The 16,333-nt window shown below is 61.6% G+C and carries 20 protein-coding genes; 13 read left to right on the top strand and 7 right to left on the bottom strand.

Features of this window, described 5'->3' with window-relative positions:
- Positions 1-2: 2 nt before the first annotated feature.
- Positions 3-431 carry an RbsD/FucU family protein gene (locus tag E9677_RS04210; protein WP_136556806.1) on the bottom strand — a complete coding sequence of 143 codons (429 nt, stop codon included), beginning with the start codon at positions 429-431 and terminating at the stop codon, positions 3-5.
- A complete protein-coding gene (locus E9677_RS04205; protein ID WP_136556805.1) occupies positions 415-1,659 on the bottom strand; it encodes an ROK family transcriptional regulator in 1,245 nt (414 codons plus the stop codon). Before E9677_RS04205 ends, E9677_RS04210 begins: the two co-directional genes overlap by 17 nt.
- Positions 1,660-1,889: 230 nt before the next feature.
- On the opposite strand from E9677_RS04205, the gene E9677_RS04200 reads away from it, so the two are divergent.
- From E9677_RS04200 to pyrC, 9 genes are all read left to right on the top strand, one after another.
- Positions 1,890-2,915: a sugar ABC transporter substrate-binding protein gene (locus E9677_RS04200; protein WP_136556804.1), complete on the top strand. Its 1,026-nt coding sequence runs from the start codon at positions 1,890-1,892 to the stop codon at positions 2,913-2,915.
- Between the two features lie 139 nt (positions 2,916-3,054).
- Complete coding sequence (locus E9677_RS04195) at positions 3,055-4,137, top strand: ABC transporter permease (RefSeq protein ID WP_136556803.1); 1,083 nt, start codon at positions 3,055-3,057, stop codon at positions 4,135-4,137.
- Positions 4,137-4,919, top strand: a complete 783-nt coding sequence (locus E9677_RS04190; RefSeq protein ID WP_136556802.1) for an ATP-binding cassette domain-containing protein — start codon at positions 4,137-4,139, stop codon at positions 4,917-4,919. Before E9677_RS04195 ends, E9677_RS04190 begins: the two co-directional genes overlap by 1 nt.
- Positions 4,916-5,539, top strand: a complete 624-nt coding sequence (locus E9677_RS04185) for a nucleoside triphosphate hydrolase (protein ID WP_136556801.1) — start codon at positions 4,916-4,918, stop codon at positions 5,537-5,539. Before E9677_RS04190 ends, E9677_RS04185 begins: the two co-directional genes overlap by 4 nt.
- A gap of 202 nt (positions 5,540-5,741) precedes the next feature.
- Complete coding sequence (locus E9677_RS04180; protein WP_136556800.1) at positions 5,742-6,137, top strand: response regulator; 396 nt, start codon at positions 5,742-5,744, stop codon at positions 6,135-6,137.
- Between the two features lie 16 nt (positions 6,138-6,153).
- Positions 6,154-6,648, top strand: a complete 495-nt coding sequence (locus tag E9677_RS04175; protein ID WP_136556799.1) for a molybdopterin-dependent oxidoreductase — start codon at positions 6,154-6,156, stop codon at positions 6,646-6,648.
- 2 nt (positions 6,649-6,650) lie between these two features.
- Positions 6,651-8,906 (top strand): ATP-binding protein, encoded by a 2,256-nt coding sequence (locus tag E9677_RS04170; protein ID WP_136556798.1) that lies wholly within the window; start codon positions 6,651-6,653, stop codon positions 8,904-8,906.
- 17 nt (positions 8,907-8,923) lie between these two features.
- Positions 8,924-10,009 carry an HD domain-containing phosphohydrolase gene (locus E9677_RS04165; protein WP_136556797.1) on the top strand — a complete coding sequence of 362 codons (1,086 nt, stop codon included), beginning with the start codon at positions 8,924-8,926 and terminating at the stop codon, positions 10,007-10,009.
- Between the two features lie 66 nt (positions 10,010-10,075).
- Positions 10,076-11,113: a dihydroorotase gene (pyrC, locus tag E9677_RS04160; protein ID WP_136556796.1), complete on the top strand. Its 1,038-nt coding sequence runs from the start codon at positions 10,076-10,078 to the stop codon at positions 11,111-11,113.
- Positions 11,114-11,209: 96 nt separating this feature from the next.
- On the opposite strand, the gene E9677_RS04155 is transcribed toward pyrC, so the two are convergent.
- Positions 11,210-11,755, bottom strand: coding sequence for a ferritin-like domain-containing protein (locus E9677_RS04155; RefSeq protein WP_136556795.1), 546 nt, complete (start codon positions 11,753-11,755; stop codon positions 11,210-11,212).
- Between the two features lie 133 nt (positions 11,756-11,888).
- On the bottom strand, positions 11,889-12,044 hold the full coding sequence (locus E9677_RS04150) for a DUF3096 domain-containing protein (protein ID WP_136556794.1): 156 nt from the start codon (positions 12,042-12,044) through the stop codon (positions 11,889-11,891).
- Positions 12,045-12,173: 129 nt separating this feature from the next.
- Here E9677_RS04150 and E9677_RS04145 point away from each other — a divergent pair, with 129 nt between their 5' ends.
- Both E9677_RS04145 and E9677_RS04140 read left to right on the top strand, forming a co-directional pair.
- A complete protein-coding gene (locus E9677_RS04145) occupies positions 12,174-12,866 on the top strand; it encodes an orotate phosphoribosyltransferase (protein ID WP_136556793.1) in 693 nt (230 codons plus the stop codon).
- A 77-nt stretch (positions 12,867-12,943) separates the two neighbouring features.
- Entirely contained in the window at positions 12,944-13,870 is a 927-nt protein-coding gene (locus tag E9677_RS04140) for a carbohydrate kinase family protein (RefSeq protein WP_136556792.1), read from the top strand.
- Between the two features lie 58 nt (positions 13,871-13,928).
- Here the strand turns inward: E9677_RS04140 and E9677_RS04135 are convergent, their stop codons facing one another.
- Both E9677_RS04135 and E9677_RS04130 read right to left on the bottom strand, forming a co-directional pair.
- A complete protein-coding gene (locus E9677_RS04135) occupies positions 13,929-14,333 on the bottom strand; it encodes a PIN domain-containing protein (RefSeq protein WP_136556791.1) in 405 nt (134 codons plus the stop codon).
- Entirely contained in the window at positions 14,323-14,553 is a 231-nt protein-coding gene (locus E9677_RS04130; RefSeq protein ID WP_136556790.1) for an AbrB/MazE/SpoVT family DNA-binding domain-containing protein, read from the bottom strand. The genes E9677_RS04135 and E9677_RS04130 overlap by 11 nt, the downstream gene beginning before the upstream one ends.
- Before the next feature lie 75 nt (positions 14,554-14,628).
- Here E9677_RS04130 and E9677_RS04125 point away from each other — a divergent pair, with 75 nt between their 5' ends.
- Together E9677_RS04125 and E9677_RS25380 are read left to right on the top strand one after the other, a co-directional pair.
- Positions 14,629-14,823 (top strand): hypothetical protein, encoded by a 195-nt coding sequence (locus E9677_RS04125; protein ID WP_235882847.1) that lies wholly within the window; start codon positions 14,629-14,631, stop codon positions 14,821-14,823.
- A 174-nt stretch (positions 14,824-14,997) separates the two neighbouring features.
- Complete coding sequence (locus E9677_RS25380; RefSeq protein ID WP_205910098.1) at positions 14,998-15,468, top strand: hypothetical protein; 471 nt, start codon at positions 14,998-15,000, stop codon at positions 15,466-15,468.
- A gap of 215 nt (positions 15,469-15,683) precedes the next feature.
- On the opposite strand, the gene E9677_RS04110 is transcribed toward E9677_RS25380, so the two are convergent.
- Positions 15,684-16,238 (bottom strand): hypothetical protein, encoded by a 555-nt coding sequence (locus E9677_RS04110; RefSeq protein WP_136556789.1) that lies wholly within the window; start codon positions 16,236-16,238, stop codon positions 15,684-15,686.
- Positions 16,239-16,333: the final 95 nt, after the last annotated feature.

The following is a 16,333-nucleotide window of genomic DNA, read 5'->3' as shown; positions in this document are numbered from 1 at the left end:
GCTTACGGGTAGATCACGCCCTTGCGCAGGATGACGTTGGCGTAGAGGCGCGGTTCGCCGGTCTGCACGATCGTGTGGGCGGCCTTCACCCTGTTGTAGAAATCCGCACCGATCAGTTTCGTCACCGGCACCTTAGGCTCATGGCGGCCGCAGCAATCGATGATTTCCTGATGTACGGGATCGACCTGGTCCGGCTTGCCGCCGACCACGGAGCGGAAAATTGACTCGGGCACGAAATCATCGATCGGCATGACGCTGAGGATCGCGTTCAGCACGGGCACGAGATGATGGCCGTCTAGACGTACGAGGCGGCGGGCGTGTTCGAGGGCCGGATAATTGCCGTCGACGATGGCGATTTCGTCGCCGTGACCCATGGCGCGCAGGGTGGCGAGAAGCTCGGGGCTCAGGAGGGGATCAATTCCCTTCAGCATGGGCGGTGTCCTTGAACAATACGGTTTGGTCGATGAGATAACGGTCGAAGATCGGCAGGCTGGCGCCGCCGATGGCGCGGGCCTGGTCGCCCACCTCGCCTTCGACGATATCGGGAATGACGACGCCCTGGAGGTCGAGACGGTTCATCGCCTCGATGGTCGCCTTCACCAGGCGGTGGCGCACCCAGGCGGGGAAGCCGCCATCGATGATGGCGGCGGCAAAGTCGATGATCGAGGCGGCCGCGATGACAGCCTGGGCAAGCGCCGCCGCCGTGTCCTGCAGCCAGATTTCCAGCGGTTCGCCGAAGTCGATCCACTCTTCGGCCGCATACCAGAGCGGCTGCGGATCGATGCCGCGCTCGCGCAGCAGGTTTTCCAGAACGAAGATCGAGGCGATGTCGAGCAGCTGGCGTGTTTCGCCGTGTTTGTCGCGCACGGGCAGGGGGCCGATCGCGCCGGCCGTTCCGGTGCGGCCGACGAAGAGCGCGGAATTGACGACGATGCCGCCGCCGATGAAGGAGCCGATGTAGAAATAGACGAAGTCGGGATAGCGCTGGCCGGCGCCGAAGACGAGTTCAGCACCGCAGGCGCTGGTCGCATCGTTGCGCAGGTAGACGGGATGCGACATCCGCGTCTGGACCTCACCCTGGAGGTCGACATGCCGCCAGATGTCCATTGCGCCCTCGGGCGCGCCGACTTCCTCCGCCCAGTTCCACAATTCGAAGGGTGCGGCGATGCCGATGCCAGCGATCCGTGCCCGCATCGTCGCGTCCATGTCTGCTTCCATTTCGGCGATGCCGTCACAGATGAAGGGCAGCAGATGGTCGGGGTGCGGGTAGCGATAGGTCCGGTGCCGCTGCTTGCTGATCTTGCCGGCGAAATCCATCAGCACGAGATCGGCGCTGCGGCGACCGATCTTCACGCCGAAGGAGAAGACGGCATTCGGATTGATGAACATCGGCACGGAAGGTTGCCCGACGCGACCGCGAATGGGCTCGCCGCGCATCAGGAGTTCATCGCTTTCGAGCGAGCGCATGATGACCGAGACGGTTTGCGCGGAAAGGCCCGTGAGGCGGGCGATGTCGGCCTTAGAGCAACCGGGGTTCTGGCGGACGAGCGACAGCACCAGCCGCTCGTTGTAGGCGCGCACGCGCACCTGGTTCGAGCCGCCGCCGGCGCTCACCCTGGGCGCCGGTTCCGCCAGTCTTGTATGATCGTCCTGTGACACTTGAGGCCGCTCCTCCCGACCGCTTCCTTTTACGAAAGCACCCGCAGAATGTCACACCGATTTAATAATTCAACTGGATTTATTTATTGACAGCCGAAATGTTCTGATGTTCTAAATGGGTTCGTGGAGGAGTGGGTGCCTGATGGCGCCCGATCGGATCGCCAAGGGTGATCCGTGCCGAAGCATTGCGGCCGGAGGAGCTGGCCGACACCATTCGGGAGGATACCAAAATGAAAAAGTCTCTGATCACTGCTGCCCTGTCGACCCTCGCCCTCGGCGTTGTTTTCGCCGCCCCGGTACAGGCCGCCGACGTTTCTGCCTGCCTCATCACCAAGACCGACACCAACCCCTTCTTCGTCAAGATGAAGGAAGGCGCGACTGCCAAGGCCGCCGAACTCGGCGTGACGCTGAAGTCCTATGCCGGCAAGATCGACGGCGACTCGGAAAGCCAGGTGGCCGCCATCGAAACCTGCATTGCTGACGGTGCAAAGGGCATTCTGCTGACCGCATCCGACACGCAGGGCATCGTCCCGGCCGTACAGAAGGCCCGCGACGCCGGCCTGCTCGTCATCGCCCTCGACACGCCGCTGGAGCCGATCGACTCCGCCGACATGACCTTCGCCACCGACAACCTGCTTGCCGGCGAACTGATCGGCAAGTGGGCGGCAGCAACCCTCGGCGATGCCGCCAAGGACGCCAAGATCGCCTTCCTGAACCTCACACCTTCGCAGCCGTCTGTCGACGTCCTGCGTAACCAGGGCTTCATGAAGGGCTTCGGCATCGACACCGCCGACATCAACAAGATCGGCGACGAAACCGATCCGCGCATCGTTGGCCACGACATCACCAACGGCAATGAAGAAGGCGGTCGCACCGCGATGGAAAACCTTCTCCAGAAGGATCCGTCCATCAACGTCGTTCACACCATCAACGAACCGGCCGCTGCCGGCGCCTATGAAGCGCTGAAGGCTGTCGGCAAGGAAGGTGACGTGCTGATCGTGTCGGTCGACGGTGGTTGCCCGGGCGTCAAGAACGTCGCCGAAGGCGTCATCGGTGCGACCTCGCAGCAATATCCGCTGCTGATGGCATCGCTCGGCATCGAAGCGATCAAGAAGTTCGCAGACACCGGTGAAAAGCCGGCCGCCAGCGAAGGCAAGAACTTCTTCGACACGGGCGTTGCCCTCGTCACGGACAAGCCGGCAGCTGGTGTCGAATCCATCGACACCAAGGCCGGCACGGACAAGTGCTGGGGTTGATCTCAGCCTGTTACGCCTGAACTGAACCGTCGGCGGGAGCTTCGGCTCCCGCCCATGGCGCAACGCCCGGGCTTGCGCGGCGGCAGGTCCGGCGTATCCTTCGTGTAAAACTAAAGACCAACGGCAGGGAGGATGACCCATGCAGCCGGCCAATCCCGAAACGCGGGCCCCACAGGAATTTGAAAAAGTCCTGTCTTCGAGCGCGACGGAGGTCGCTTCGTTCGATCGCCACGAGCGTACGCCCCTCGAACGCTTCCAGCACTTCCTGCATTCGAGCCCTGCGGCCGTCGCGTTGATCGTGCTCGTCATGTCTGTCGCCATCTTCGGCGCGATCCTCGGGGGCAAGTTCTTCTCGGCCTTCACGCTGACGCTGATTCTTCAGCAGGTCGCGATCGTCGGTATCGTCGGTGCCGCCCAGACGCTGGTCATCCTGACCGCCGGCATCGATCTCTCGGTCGGTGCCATCATGGTGCTCTCCTCGGTGGTCATGGGCCAGTTTGCCTTCCGTTACGGCCTCCCGCCTGAGCTCGCCGTGATCTGTGGTCTCGGCGTCGGCGCCTTCTGCGGCTTTATCAACGGCGTGCTCGTCGCGCGCATGAAGCTGCCGCCCTTCATCGTCACGCTCGGCATGTGGCAGATCGTGCTCGCCACCAACTTTCTCTTTTCCGCCAACGAGACGATCCGCAGCCAGGACATCGACGCCAATGCGCCGATTCTCAAATTCTTCGGGGAAAACCTGCGCCTGGGCGGCGCCGTTCTGACCTATGGCGTCATTGCCATGCTGCTCTTGGTGGCCATACTCTGGTACGTGCTGAACCACACCGCCTGGGGGCGCCATGTCTATGCGGTCGGCGATGATGCGGATGCGGCGGAACTTGCCGGTGTCAACGTCAAGCGCATGCTGATTTCGGTCTACACCTTGTCCGGCCTCATCTGCGCCTTTGCCGGCTGGGTGCTGATCGGCCGCATCGGCTCGGTCTCGCCAACCGCCGGCCAGTTTGCCAACATCGAATCCATCACGGCCGTGGTCATCGGCGGCATCTCGCTCTTCGGCGGGCGCGGCTCGGTGCTCGGCATGATCTTCGGGGCGCTCATCGTCGGTGTCTTCCAGCTCGGCCTGCGCCTCATCGGCACGGACCCGCAATGGACCTATCTCTTGATCGGCGTTCTCATCATCGCCGCCGTCGGAATCGACCAGTGGATCAGAAAGGTAGCAGGCTGATGACCCAGGAACCCATTCTCACCGCCCGCGGCCTGGTCAAGCGTTATGGCCGCGTCACTGCCCTCGACCAGGCAGATTTCGACCTCTATCCCGGCGAAATCCTCGCCGTCATCGGCGACAACGGTGCCGGCAAGTCCTCGCTGATCAAGGCGATCTCGGGTGCAGTCACGCCGGATGAGGGCGAGATCAAACTTGAAGGCGAGCTGATCAACTTCCGCTCGCCGATCGAGGCCCGCAAGGCCGGCATCGAGACGGTCTACCAGAACCTTGCTCTGTCTCCGGCGCTGTCGATCGCCGACAACATGTTCCTCGGCCGCGAACTGCGCAAACCGGGCATCATGGGCTCGGTCTTCCGCAAGCTCGACCGGCCGGCCATGGAGAAGATCGCGCGCGACAAGCTCTCCGAGCTCGGCCTGATGACGATCCAGAACATCAACCAGGCGGTGGAAACGCTGTCTGGCGGCCAGCGCCAGGGCGTGGCGGTTGCCCGTGCGGCGGCCTTCGGCTCCAAGGTGATCATCCTCGACGAACCGACGGCGGCCCTCGGCGTCAAGGAAAGCCGCAAGGTCCTGGAGCTGATCCTCGACGTGCGCTCACGCGGCATGCCGATCGTCTTGATCTCCCACAACATGCCGCATGTCTTCGAAGTGGCCGACCGCATTCACGTGCACCGTCTCGGCAAGCGCCTCTGCGTGATCAATCCGAAGGATTACACCATGTCGGATGCCGTTGCCTTCATGACGGGAGCGCGCCCGGCACCAGACACCGGCCTTGCTGCATGAGTGCAGGTCTCGATGATCTGATCTCGGAAATTGAGCGGCGGGCGCATGGTGACGCCCGTCTGCTCGTCGGCGTTGCGGGGCCTCCCGGTGCCGGAAAGTCGACGCTTGCAGATCGCCTGCATGAAATTCTCGGCAAAAGGGGCCATCGCAGCGCTGTACTGCCGATGGACGGTTTCCACCTCGACAATTCCATTCTCGACGAACGCGGCGACCTCGCTCGAAAGGGCGCACCACACACGTTCGATGTGCGTGGACTGACCGACCTACTGCGTGCGGTGAAGGCGGGCGGCGAAGTCTTCGTGCCGGTTTTCGATCGCGCACGGGAACTGGCGATCGCGGCGGCCCGCTGCATCACAGCACAGGATCGCATCGTCATCGCCGAGGGCAATTACCTCCTGCTCGATCAGGGGCGCTGGGCAGGCCTCACGGATCTCTTCGACCTGACGGTCATGGTCGCGCCGCCGATCGAGGAACTGGAGCGACGGCTCATCGCTCGCTGGGTCCATTACGGTCTCACTCCGGCACAGATTGCAGCGAAAGTCGAAATCAACGACCTGCCCAATGGCAGGCTGGTCCTGGAGCGCAGCCGCGCCGCGGACTTCACCTTCGACCTGTTCTGAACGCATTTCCCTCAGTGCCTAGTCGAGCCTTCGTAAATTCTTAAGTTCTAATTAAATGTGCCATCGGTAAAATTGTAGCGGTTTGGTTCAGCGAATTTCAGCCTCCCCCTGATACAACTCCTCCATGAAAGGTTAACGCAGTTCCCGCCGGGCCAAGAGGGCTCGCGGGTCTCAAGCTGGCGTGTTCATGGGGATGAAGGAAATGGCGGTATTGATTGTCGAGGACAACCCGACGAACGCGATGATCATCAGGCACCTCGCAAAAAAGGTGACGGCCCAGGAGATCAAGGTCGCCGGCGATGGCAACACGGCTCTGATGCTGTGCCATGCTGAGAACTTCGAAATGCTGATCGTCGATCACCAGCTGCCCGGCATGTCGGGACTGCAGTTCGTCAAGGCCGTGCGCCTTATGGATCGCTACAGGGACGTTCCCATGGTGATGGTGACGGCGGACGATGGATCGCGCCTGCGCGAGGATGCGCAAGCAGCAGGCGTCACGGACTTTCTGCACAAGCCGGTCGAGGCGATGGCTTTCCGCAAGCTGCTGGCCGACCATCTCGGCGCAGCCGCCTTGCATCCCGAACTCCGTTCGGCGTGACGAAGGAGCAGGCGTCATGAAGAAAGTCCTTATTGCCCTTATCGCAAGCCTGATCAGCGCCACCTCCGTCCTTGCCCTGGACGCGCCGACCGGCCCGGTCGTGCTGACGGTCAAGGGTGAGATCTCCTGGACCAATGCCGGGGATACGGCGCAGTTCGACCTTGCCATGCTGGACAAGCTGAAGGGTCGAAAGGGCGAGATGGAAACGCCCTGGACCGAAGGCAAGGCGACCTTCGAGGGCCCGTTGTTGCGCGAAATCCTCGCCGCTGTCGGCGCGACCGGCACCAGCCTCAAGGTCCGAGCCCTCAACGATTACGCGGCGGACGTGCCGGCCGAAGATGCCGAGCTCGATACGATCCTCGCGACGAAACTCGACGGAAAGCTGATGTCGGTGCGCGACAAGGGGCCGCTGATGCTGGTCTATCCGTTCGATCTCGACGCAGACCTCTACAACGAGAAATATTTCTCGCGCTCCGTTTGGCAGATCAAGGAAATCGAGGTCGGCCAGTGACAATGACGGGAGCCACAGCGCGGAAATTTGCAGGCGGAGGCACGGTTGCCTTCGTCCTTCAGACGCTTTCGGCTGTGCTCCTCTTCGTGCTGCTTATCCTCTTCATCGACATCGCCCGCCAGTATCGGATCATGGAAGATGGCGTGCGGGAAAACTCGCTCTGGTCGGTCTACCAGCTGGATCGGGAAGTGCGCCAGCTGAGACAAAGCCTCTCCGATCTGCGTATCGACGAACAGAACCCGCAACGGCTCGACGACCTGTCCTTGCGTTACGACATTCTTTATTCCCGGGTTTCCATCCTCGATCAGTCGAAGTTTGGCAGCTATTTCTCGGGAGACGAGAAGATCCGGCGCTACATCGCCGGTGTCGCCGCGCATGTCCGCGCTGCCCAGCCGATCTTCGACGCCTATGCGACCGGCACGCCACCGACCGAGGAACAGCTCGAGCGGCTCGAAAAATCGCTGGTCTCCCTGGGCCGGGTGGCCGAGGACTTCCTTCTTTACACCAATACGCGCGTCAGCCACGAGCGTGCGGACAGCCGGACGACGATCCTCAATCTCGAGCGCACCTCCACGGTCATGCTCTCGCTCCTGATGGTCTCGGTCGTGTTCCTCGTCTTCATCCTGAACCGGCAGCTCCGGTCGGTGCGCCGGTCAAGCCACGAGCTGCAGGTGATGGCGACCCAGTTGAGCGAGGCCTATGAAGGCGCCGACGCCGGAAACCGCGCGAAATCGCAATTCATGGCGACCATGGGCCACGAAATCCGCACGCCGCTGAATGCCATCCTCGGCATGTCGGAGCTGCTCGAGCTCTCCGAACTGCCCGATGATGCGATCCAGAGCGTCAAGACGATCCGTTCCTCGGGCGAGGCCCTGCTCGAGATCATCAACGAAATTCTCGACTTCTCCAAGATCGAGCATGGCAAGCTGGAACTGGAAGAGCGCGCCTTCGACGTGTGTGCGCTGGCCGAAAGCAGCGTCAGCATCATCCGGGGCCGCGCCGACGACCACGGCAATACCGTCATCCTCGACCTGCCGGATTCCCTGCAGGCGCTCTACGTCAAGACTGACCCGACGCGCCTGCGCCAGGTTCTCTTGAACCTGCTGTCGAACGCAGTGAAGTTCACGCAGCAGGGGACCGTCACGATGCGGTTGCGCGACTTCTACCGCGAAGGCAAGCTGATGATCCGCTTTGAGGTGGAAGACACCGGCATCGGCATCGACGAGGCGGGCCTCGACAAGCTGTTCAAGCCCTTCTCGCAGGTCGATGCCTCGATCAGCCGCCGTTACGGCGGGACCGGCCTCGGCCTCACCATCTGCAAGCAGATCGTCGAGAAACTCGGCGGCGAACTCGGCATGAGCAGCACCGTCGGCGTCGGCTCCATCTTCTGGTTCGAGTTGGCCGTTGTTCCCGTAACCCGTGAGGAGGCGAATGGCCTCGCAGCCCAGGTCGTCGCCGAGGAGACCCTGCCGCGCTGCCGGATCCTTCTGGTGGAAGACAACAAGGTCAACCAGATCGTCGCCACCCGTTTCCTCGCCCGTCTCGGCCAGGATGTGGAAATCGCCAACGATGGTGCCGAGGCCGTCTCCATCTCCCGCGAAAAGGCCTTCGATCTCATCCTGATGGACATGCAGATGCCCGTCATGGACGGGATCGAGGCGACCAAGCGGATCATCGCCGAAGGCGGACCCTCGGCCGAAGTGCCGATCATCGCGATGACCGCCAACGCGTCTGACGACGACCGTCGCCGCTGCCTCGACGCCGGAATGAAAGGCTTCGAATCCAAGCCCGTGACATTGGAGAGATTGCGAAAAATGATTGCTCATGCCACGTCGACGGCCCGCGACACCTCGCCGGCCCCTGCGACGACGACCGCGCCCCAGAAGCTGGAACTGCCGGACCTGGATCTCACCGCCTTGCCACTTCAGTCCATGCCCGGGCTCGGCATCGAAGGTCTGGACGAGGCGCGTCATGCCGAACTCGTCGATGCACTCGGCGAAGACGTTTTCCAGGAGCTGGTCGAGTCCTTCTTCGACGATGCGACGGGCCTGCTGGATGAGTTGAACCAGGCGCTTCGCAAGAACGATTCCGAAAAGATCGACCGCGTTCTGCACACGATCAAGGGGGCGGCCTCCAATGTCGGTTTGAACGACCTGGCGGTGAGGGCCCATGCGCTCAGGAGCCAGACCCCGGCGCCTGCAGATATCGAATTGCTCGGCGAGGAAATCCTCGCGCTTAAATTTAAACTGGTTGCCTGAGAAGCAAGGAGGCGTTCATGCGTATTTTGTTGGTGGACGACAACAGCACCAATCTGAAGCTCCTGACGAAGCTCGTCGGCAAGCTCGACAACTGCGAGGCCCTGCCTTACGCCAGCCCCGACGCGGTGCTGTCGTCGCTGCCGGAGCTCGAATTCGACATTGCCATCATCGATTACCAGATGCCGGTCTACAACGGTGTCGAGCTCTACACGGAAATCGTCCGCTTCGAGAAATATGCCGAAGTGCCTGTCATCTTCGTCACGGCCGACAAGGACATGACGACGCGCATGGCAGCACTGAATGCGGGTGCGATCGACTTCCTGACCAAGCCGGTGAACCCGGTCGAGTTCCAGGCCCGCGTCCAGAATATAGTGAGCCTCTCAAGGGCTCGGCGCCAGCTTGCCGACCAGGCCGAATGGCTGCGGCGTGAGGTCGAGCGTGCCGTGGGCGAGCTGCGCGAGCGCGAGCAGGAGATCATCCATCGCCTGACGCTCGCCGCCGAGTACAAGGACCCGGAGACTGCCCGCCATACACTACGCGTTGCCTCCTATTCGGAAGCGATCGCGATTGAATTGGGTCTGCCGAGCCATGTCTGCCACGACATCCGGCTGGCGGCTCCGATGCACGACATCGGCAAGGTCGCGATGCCCGACACGGTCCTTCTGAAGCAGGGGCGTCTGACGGAAGCCGAATATCGCCAGATGCAGTCGCATGCCGAAATCGGCAGCGATATCCTCGGACGCTCCCGTTCCTCGCTTCTGCAGCTCGCCTCCGAGATCGCTGCCAGCCATCACGAGCGCTGGGATGGGCAGGGCTATCCGAACCGTCTGGTTGGCACCGCAATCCCGATCTCCGGCCGCATCGTCTGCATTGCCGACAATTTCGACGCCCTGACGACGGAGAGGCCCTACAAGCCGGCCTGGAGCTTCGAGCGCACGGTCGAGCATATCCTCGGCCGCGCCGGCACCCAGTTCGATCCGGATTGTGTGGCCGCCTTCGAGCGGGCGCTTCCGCGGATCCAGGCGATCATGGAGCAGGACCGGCGCGAACAGGCGGAAGAGGCGGAGAAGGCCGGAGTTTCCAAGAGCGATCGGGTCGCCTGATCCTTTGATCCCCGTGGGCGGACATGCTAAGGGCGGCGAGTTCTCGTCAAGCCGGAGGCCCTTCGCATGTCATCCCTCACCATCCGCCGCCCCGACGACTGGCACCTGCACCTGCGCGATGGCGCGATGCTGGAAGGCGTGATCGGCGATACGAGCCGCCATTTCGCCCGCGCCATCATCATGCCCAACCTCGTGCCCCCGGTGGTGACGACCGAAGACGCGCGCGCCTATCGCGAGCGGATCCTGAAGGCGCTGCCTGCAAGTGACCGGTTCGAGCCGCTGATGACGCTCTACCTCACCGAGCAGACGAACCCTGATGACGTGGAAGAGGGCAAACGCTCGGGTCTGATCACGGCGGTGAAGCTCTATCCCGCCGGTGCCACGACCAATTCCCATGGTGGCGTGCGCGACATGGAGAAGGCCATGCCGGTCCTCGAGCGCATGGCGAAGGTCGGCCTGCCGCTCTGCGTGCACGGCGAGGTGACGACGCCGGAGGTCGACATCTTCGACCGCGAGAAGGTCTTCATCGACACGGTTCTCGATCCGCTCCGCCGTCGCCTCCCGGAGCTGAAGATCACCATGGAGCATGTGACGACGGAAGACGGCGTCCAGTATATCCGCGCTGCCGACCGCAATCTTGCCGGATCGATCACCACCCATCACCTGATCATCAACCGCAACGACATTCTCGTCGGCGGCATCCGCCCGCACTACTACTGCCTGCCGGTCGCCAAGCGCGAGAACCATCGCCAGGCGCTGCGCAAGGCGGCAGCTTCCGGCGATATCAGGTTCTTCCTCGGTACCGACAGCGCCCCGCATGTCGATCCGCTGAAGGAATGCGGCTGCGGCTGCGCCGGCATCTACACCTCGATCAACACGATGAGCTGCCTCGCCCATGTCTTCGAGCAGGAAAATGCGCTCGACAAGCTCGAGGCCTTCGCCTCACTGAATGGACCCGCCTGGTACGGCTTGTCGGCAAATGAGGAGACGATCACGCTGGTCAAGCGCGACGCGCCGGTCGAGTTTCCGGCCAAGATCTTCACCGGCGCGGGGTCGGTAACCGTGTTCGACCCGATGTTCCCCCTGCATTGGGATGTCGCCTGAAGCACAAATGCCCCCGCAACATGGCGGGAGGCATTTGGTGTGGTCGATCTTCGGGTCATCGAGGCTCGTTGGTGGCGCAGGTGGAACGACGGAACCTCAGGGCTTGCCGTGCTGCATGCCCGCACCGTGACCCATTCCCTGACCGTTGCCGCCTTGGCCGCCACAGCGTTGGAACGCCGGAAGATGATTGTTTTCCGAGGCGTCACGCAGCGCGGTTAACACGGCGGTGACATCGTCATGGCCAAGGGAAGCCGGCAGGAGGACCTTGTCGTAAAGGTCGCGATTGGCAAGCTCCGCCTCGACCCCGAGCGCGCAGGCTTCAGCCAAGGTGTCCGGCACGGCCGCGCGCATCGCCTCCGATCCGAGGTCGACATTGGCGCCTGCTTGCAGCCCATGGGCTTCCATCACCTCGCCAAGCTGTGATGCATGGCGCTGCTCGGCAATGATGATGTTGCTGAACGGACGAACCTCGCCGAACTTATCCATGACAGCGGCATAAAATGCTTCTGCATGGTGTTCGTCTGCCAGGGCTGCGTAGAGCGCGTCACGCGTCGCTGTAGGCAGATCCATTGCCGAGGCGTGGTGGGCCGATGTCGATCCGGCGATGACGAGGCCGGCGAGCAGGAGAAGAGAGGGGCGCATGAAAGAGTCCTTTCGGGGACAGCTGAGATAATACATATATATAAACATATGTATTCGGCGGGATCGAGTGAATTCCCGGTAATCAGCCGTCCATCTTCCCTTCATCTTCTCCGCGGGGTCGCAGTGCCGATGCTCAGGTTCCGAGCGAACCGAGCTGTGGCCACAGGCCGAGCACGCCGATGATGATGAGATAGATCGCGACGACATAGTTGAGCAGGCGCGGCATGATGAGAATGAGGACGCCGGCGATGAGAGCGACGAGCGGCTGGATGACGAGCATGTTGTCCATGGATATTGTTCCTTCGTGTGTGGCGAGCCGTAAAGATCTGGCGAAGCAGATTGTTCCATGCAGGTTGGTCTGGCGGGCGGAACGGCTTGCTGCTATTGCGCTTCTGATCGTATTTGACAGGAGCGCCCGATGATCCAGACCCCCTTCACCGACCCCGCCATCATGGCCGAACTCGTCGCGAAGATGCTCTGGGAGATCAAGGCGGTGCATTTCAATGCGGCAGAGCCCTACAAGCTGTCGTCGGGCATGAAGAGCCCTGTTTACATTGACTGCCGCAAGCTGCTCTCCTATCCGCGCGTGCGCTCCGCTGTCATGGATTTTGCCGCAGCGACGCTGATGCGCAATGCCGGCTTCGAGCAGTTCGACTGCATCGCCGGCGGCGAGACGGCCGGCATTCCCTTTGCAGCACTTCTCGCCGATCGCTTGGGCTTGCCGATGATCTATGTGCGCAAGGCCCCCAAGGGCCATGGCCGCAACGCCCAGATCGAAGGCCATATGCCGGAAGGATCGCGCGTGCTCGTCATCGAGGACCTGACGACTGCCGGCGGTAGCATGTTCAAGTTCATCGATGCCATCAGGGCTGCCGGCGGCGTGGTCGACCACGGCATTGCGCTGTTCTTCTATGGCATCTTCCCGGAAGCCCTGCAGCGCTTCGACGACGGCAAGGTGAAGCTGCACTACATCGCCACTTGGCGGAACGTGCTCGCCGTCGCCCGCGATCAGAAATTGTTCGACGAGAAGACGCTGTCGGAAGTCGAGGCCTTCCTCGATGCGCCGCTCGAATGGTCGGGCCGCAATGGTGGGGTTTCGTCGCTCGCCTGAGCAAATGCTCACGGTCGCACTGGAAATCGGGCGCGACTTGGTTTAAATCGATTGAAACAGATGACTGGGAGGTCGAGATGATCCTGTGTTGCGGCGAAGCGCTGATCGACATGTTGCCACGCGAAACCACGCTCGGCGAGCGGGCGTTTTCGCCCTATGCCGGCGGCGCGATCTTCAACACGGCGATTGCGCTTGGGCGCCTCGGCATCGACACAGGCTTCTTCACCGGCCTCTCCGACGACATGCTGGGCGACATCCTGCGCGACACGCTGAAATCCTCGGGCGTCGATTTCAGCTATTGCGCCACGCTCTCGCGCCCCTGCACGATCGCGCTCGTCAAGCTGACCAACGGCCAGGCATCCTATGCCTTCTACGACGAAAACACCGCCGGCCGCATGATCACGGAAGCCGACCTGCCTGTTCTCGACGACAGCTGCGAGGCCTTGCATTTCGGCGCGATCAGCCTGATCCCGGAACCCTGCGGCTCTACCTATGAGGCTTTGATGACGCGCGAGCACAAGACCCGCGTGATCTCGCTCGACCCCAACATCCGCCCTGGCTTCATCAAGGACAAACCGGCCCACCAGGCCCGCATCTCCCGCATGGCGGACATGTCCGACATCCTGAAATTCTCAGACGAGGATCTGGACTGGTTCGATCTTCCGGGCACCCAGGACGAACGCGCCGCCTACTGGCTGACGCGCGGTGCCAAGCTCGTGGTGCTGACCAAGGGCGCGGAAGGGGCGACCGGCTACACCGCTAACTTCAAGGTCTCGGTGCCCTCCAACAAGGTCGAGGTGGTCGACACCGTCGGCGCTGGTGATACGTTTGACGCAGGCATTCTGGCGTCGCTGAAGCGTCAGGGATTGCTGACCAAGGACAAGGTCGCGAAGCTCTCGGAAGAGGCAGTGCGGGAAGCGCTGACGGTTGGGGCGAAGGCTGCGGCCGTCACGGTGTCGCGGGCAGGCGCCAACCCGCCGACGGCGGCGGAGATCGGGTTTTGACAGAAGGAGGCGGCAGGGAAGATCGTCTCGCCCGCCGCGGTGCCTTATCTATGGCTCGTCACGAATGACTGAACGGATTTATGATGCGTAAGCGGCCATCAACGATGAGGCCGTCCTGCATGTCTTCGGACAGCAACGTTTCACACCCGGCCAGGAGTGCTGCTGAAACAATCATCGCGTCATAGATGGATAACCCGTAACGCTCGGAGACAACGAGCCCCTGCTCGTGGGTTGCCACTGTGACCGGCTCCACGGTCAGCAGGGCCCGGATCGTGTCGAGAAAGACATTTGTATCCGGCCACGACATCCGCATTTTCCGACGCATCACATTGGCAATTTCGTTGAGCACCTGAACGCTGATCGTGCCGCCTCCGGCAAGTATAGCCTCCGCCCGATCCGCTCGTTGGACATCGCCGGAGGCGAGATAGACCAGCACGTTCGTATCGACGAACCTAGCGCCCATTCGCCTCATCCCGGTCGAACTTGAAATCAACCGGCAACCGCCCCCGGAAGGACCGCAGCCGCCGAAGAAGATCCTCCGGGGTAGGCTTGCGCGCTACATCGAGCTCGCGCCAGTCGGCGGCGCGAATTTCGATGTCGTCGCCTTCCTTCAGGTTCAGCGCTTCGACCACACTGGCGGGAAGGCGCACCGCAAGGCTGTTGCCCCATTTGGCGATCTGCATTGTGTTCTCCAGTGATATACGCGTGATCGAATGTATATCAATCTGGTTTCTCGATCAAGCAAATGGCCTTGGTCGTTGGTAACTCCGTTCCGCCAGGGCTCCGATGCCTCCAACAAGGTCGAAGGGGTCTATACGGACGGCGCTGGCGACACGTTTGACGTAAGCATTCTGGCTTTGCTGAAGCGTCAGGGCTTGCTGACCAAGGAGAAGATCGCGACCCTTCCCGGAAGAGACGATGCGGCAGGCGCTGACGGTTCGTCGCAGCCGTGACGGTGTCGCTGGAGGGGCCAACCGGTCTACCGCGGCGGAGACTGGCTTCTGCGGGAGGTCGGAAAAGAAGGACTGTTTCCAAGTAGATCGTGTCCCGTCGGGCCCGGGCCTTTGCCAGCTTGACGCAAGCCTTGATTGCGATCGTGGGCGAGCTATCGGAGAGGAATTGGATTCATGAAGGTCGAATCAGGCGCCAGCTTTCTGTTTTCAGGTCCGCGGAACCTTGCGGTGACGATCACCGATGCTCAGGATTTCGCAGCGATGTTATCCCCTCGCACGGCAGATGGTCACGAAACCACAGAGGGTGACGTCGAGAGCGATGCGCCCGATTTCACCAGCATGACCCGGCAGGACCTGTTCGACTGGATGAATGGTGAGCTCCGAAGTGGCGAAATGTCTTTCGATGAAAGTTCGCCTTTCCTGGGCATGACCATGAAGATCTCAGCGGCGACAGGCGAACCGGTGGACATGGCGACCGACACCGCCCAGATCGACTTTACCGAAAGAGCCCGGGAGGGCATCGAATTCTTCCAGTCGCATTTCGACGATGCATCCGCAGATGCCTTGCAAGCTGCGTTGGATCGTATGACTGGGAAGTCAGTGAGCCAGCTGCGACACAATTTCAGTTCTATCCGTATCGCTTGACGAGATCTTTCCGGAGATGCGTCTGGGCAAAGTCGCCTTCCTTTGGCTCTAGCGCTTCGACCACGCTCGCAGCAAGACACACCGCAAGGCTATCGCCCCAATTGGCGATTTTCATGGTGTTTCCCTAGGGATATACGATCTGTCAGACGTATATCACCGTAGCCTCAAATCAAGCGGACGCCTTGGGGACTGGCTCGGCGGATTGGTCGGAAACTTCACAGACCATAGGTTCCAGCCTCGTCAAACTGGATCGGAAAGCGCTGTGCTGCGACTTCGTCTAGCCCGAGATTGATCTTGGCCTGTTTCTCCAGGGCCTTGGTCAGCTTGTCGTTCGCCTCGGGATCCTTGGCGCTGTCGATCACGTCCTGGATGGACACGCCGAGTTTGTCGAGACCAAGTTCCTTCTCCAAGCCCCGGACAGCGTCATCTCCGCCTTCCATCTGCAGTTTGCCGAGCGCTTTCTGCATGGCATCGACGAAATCTTCTCTCGACGCAAAGTCCGCTTGGTCGACGCCGAGGGCTTTACCGGTGCGGTCGATCAGATCCATCTTCAACTTGTTGATGCTGACATGGTTCACGCTGAAGAGGGATTCCGAAATTTTTGACTGGGCCTGCGTCGGCTGCTGGTTGCTGCTGACCTGCTCGCTGATGCCATTTGCGACCGCCAGCATGTCGCCGGAACCAGCGTCTAGCTGCTGGCTCGGTCGGATGGATGCTGTCTGCTGGAGGATCAGAAGAGCCGCAGAATTTGTGGAGGTGACTGTTGGCATGGGATTCTCTCGCTAGCTCGATATATCCAGATCATGGACAGTCCGAGCACCAGCGCCAAAGCCTCATGCAATAGCCGCGAACAGTGAATGAGTTC

Source organism: Peteryoungia rhizophila, from assembly GCF_004912145.1.
GTDB classification, from domain to species: domain Bacteria; phylum Pseudomonadota; class Alphaproteobacteria; order Rhizobiales; family Rhizobiaceae; genus Allorhizobium; species Allorhizobium rhizophilum.
This window is presented reverse-complemented; position numbering and strand designations above follow the sequence as displayed.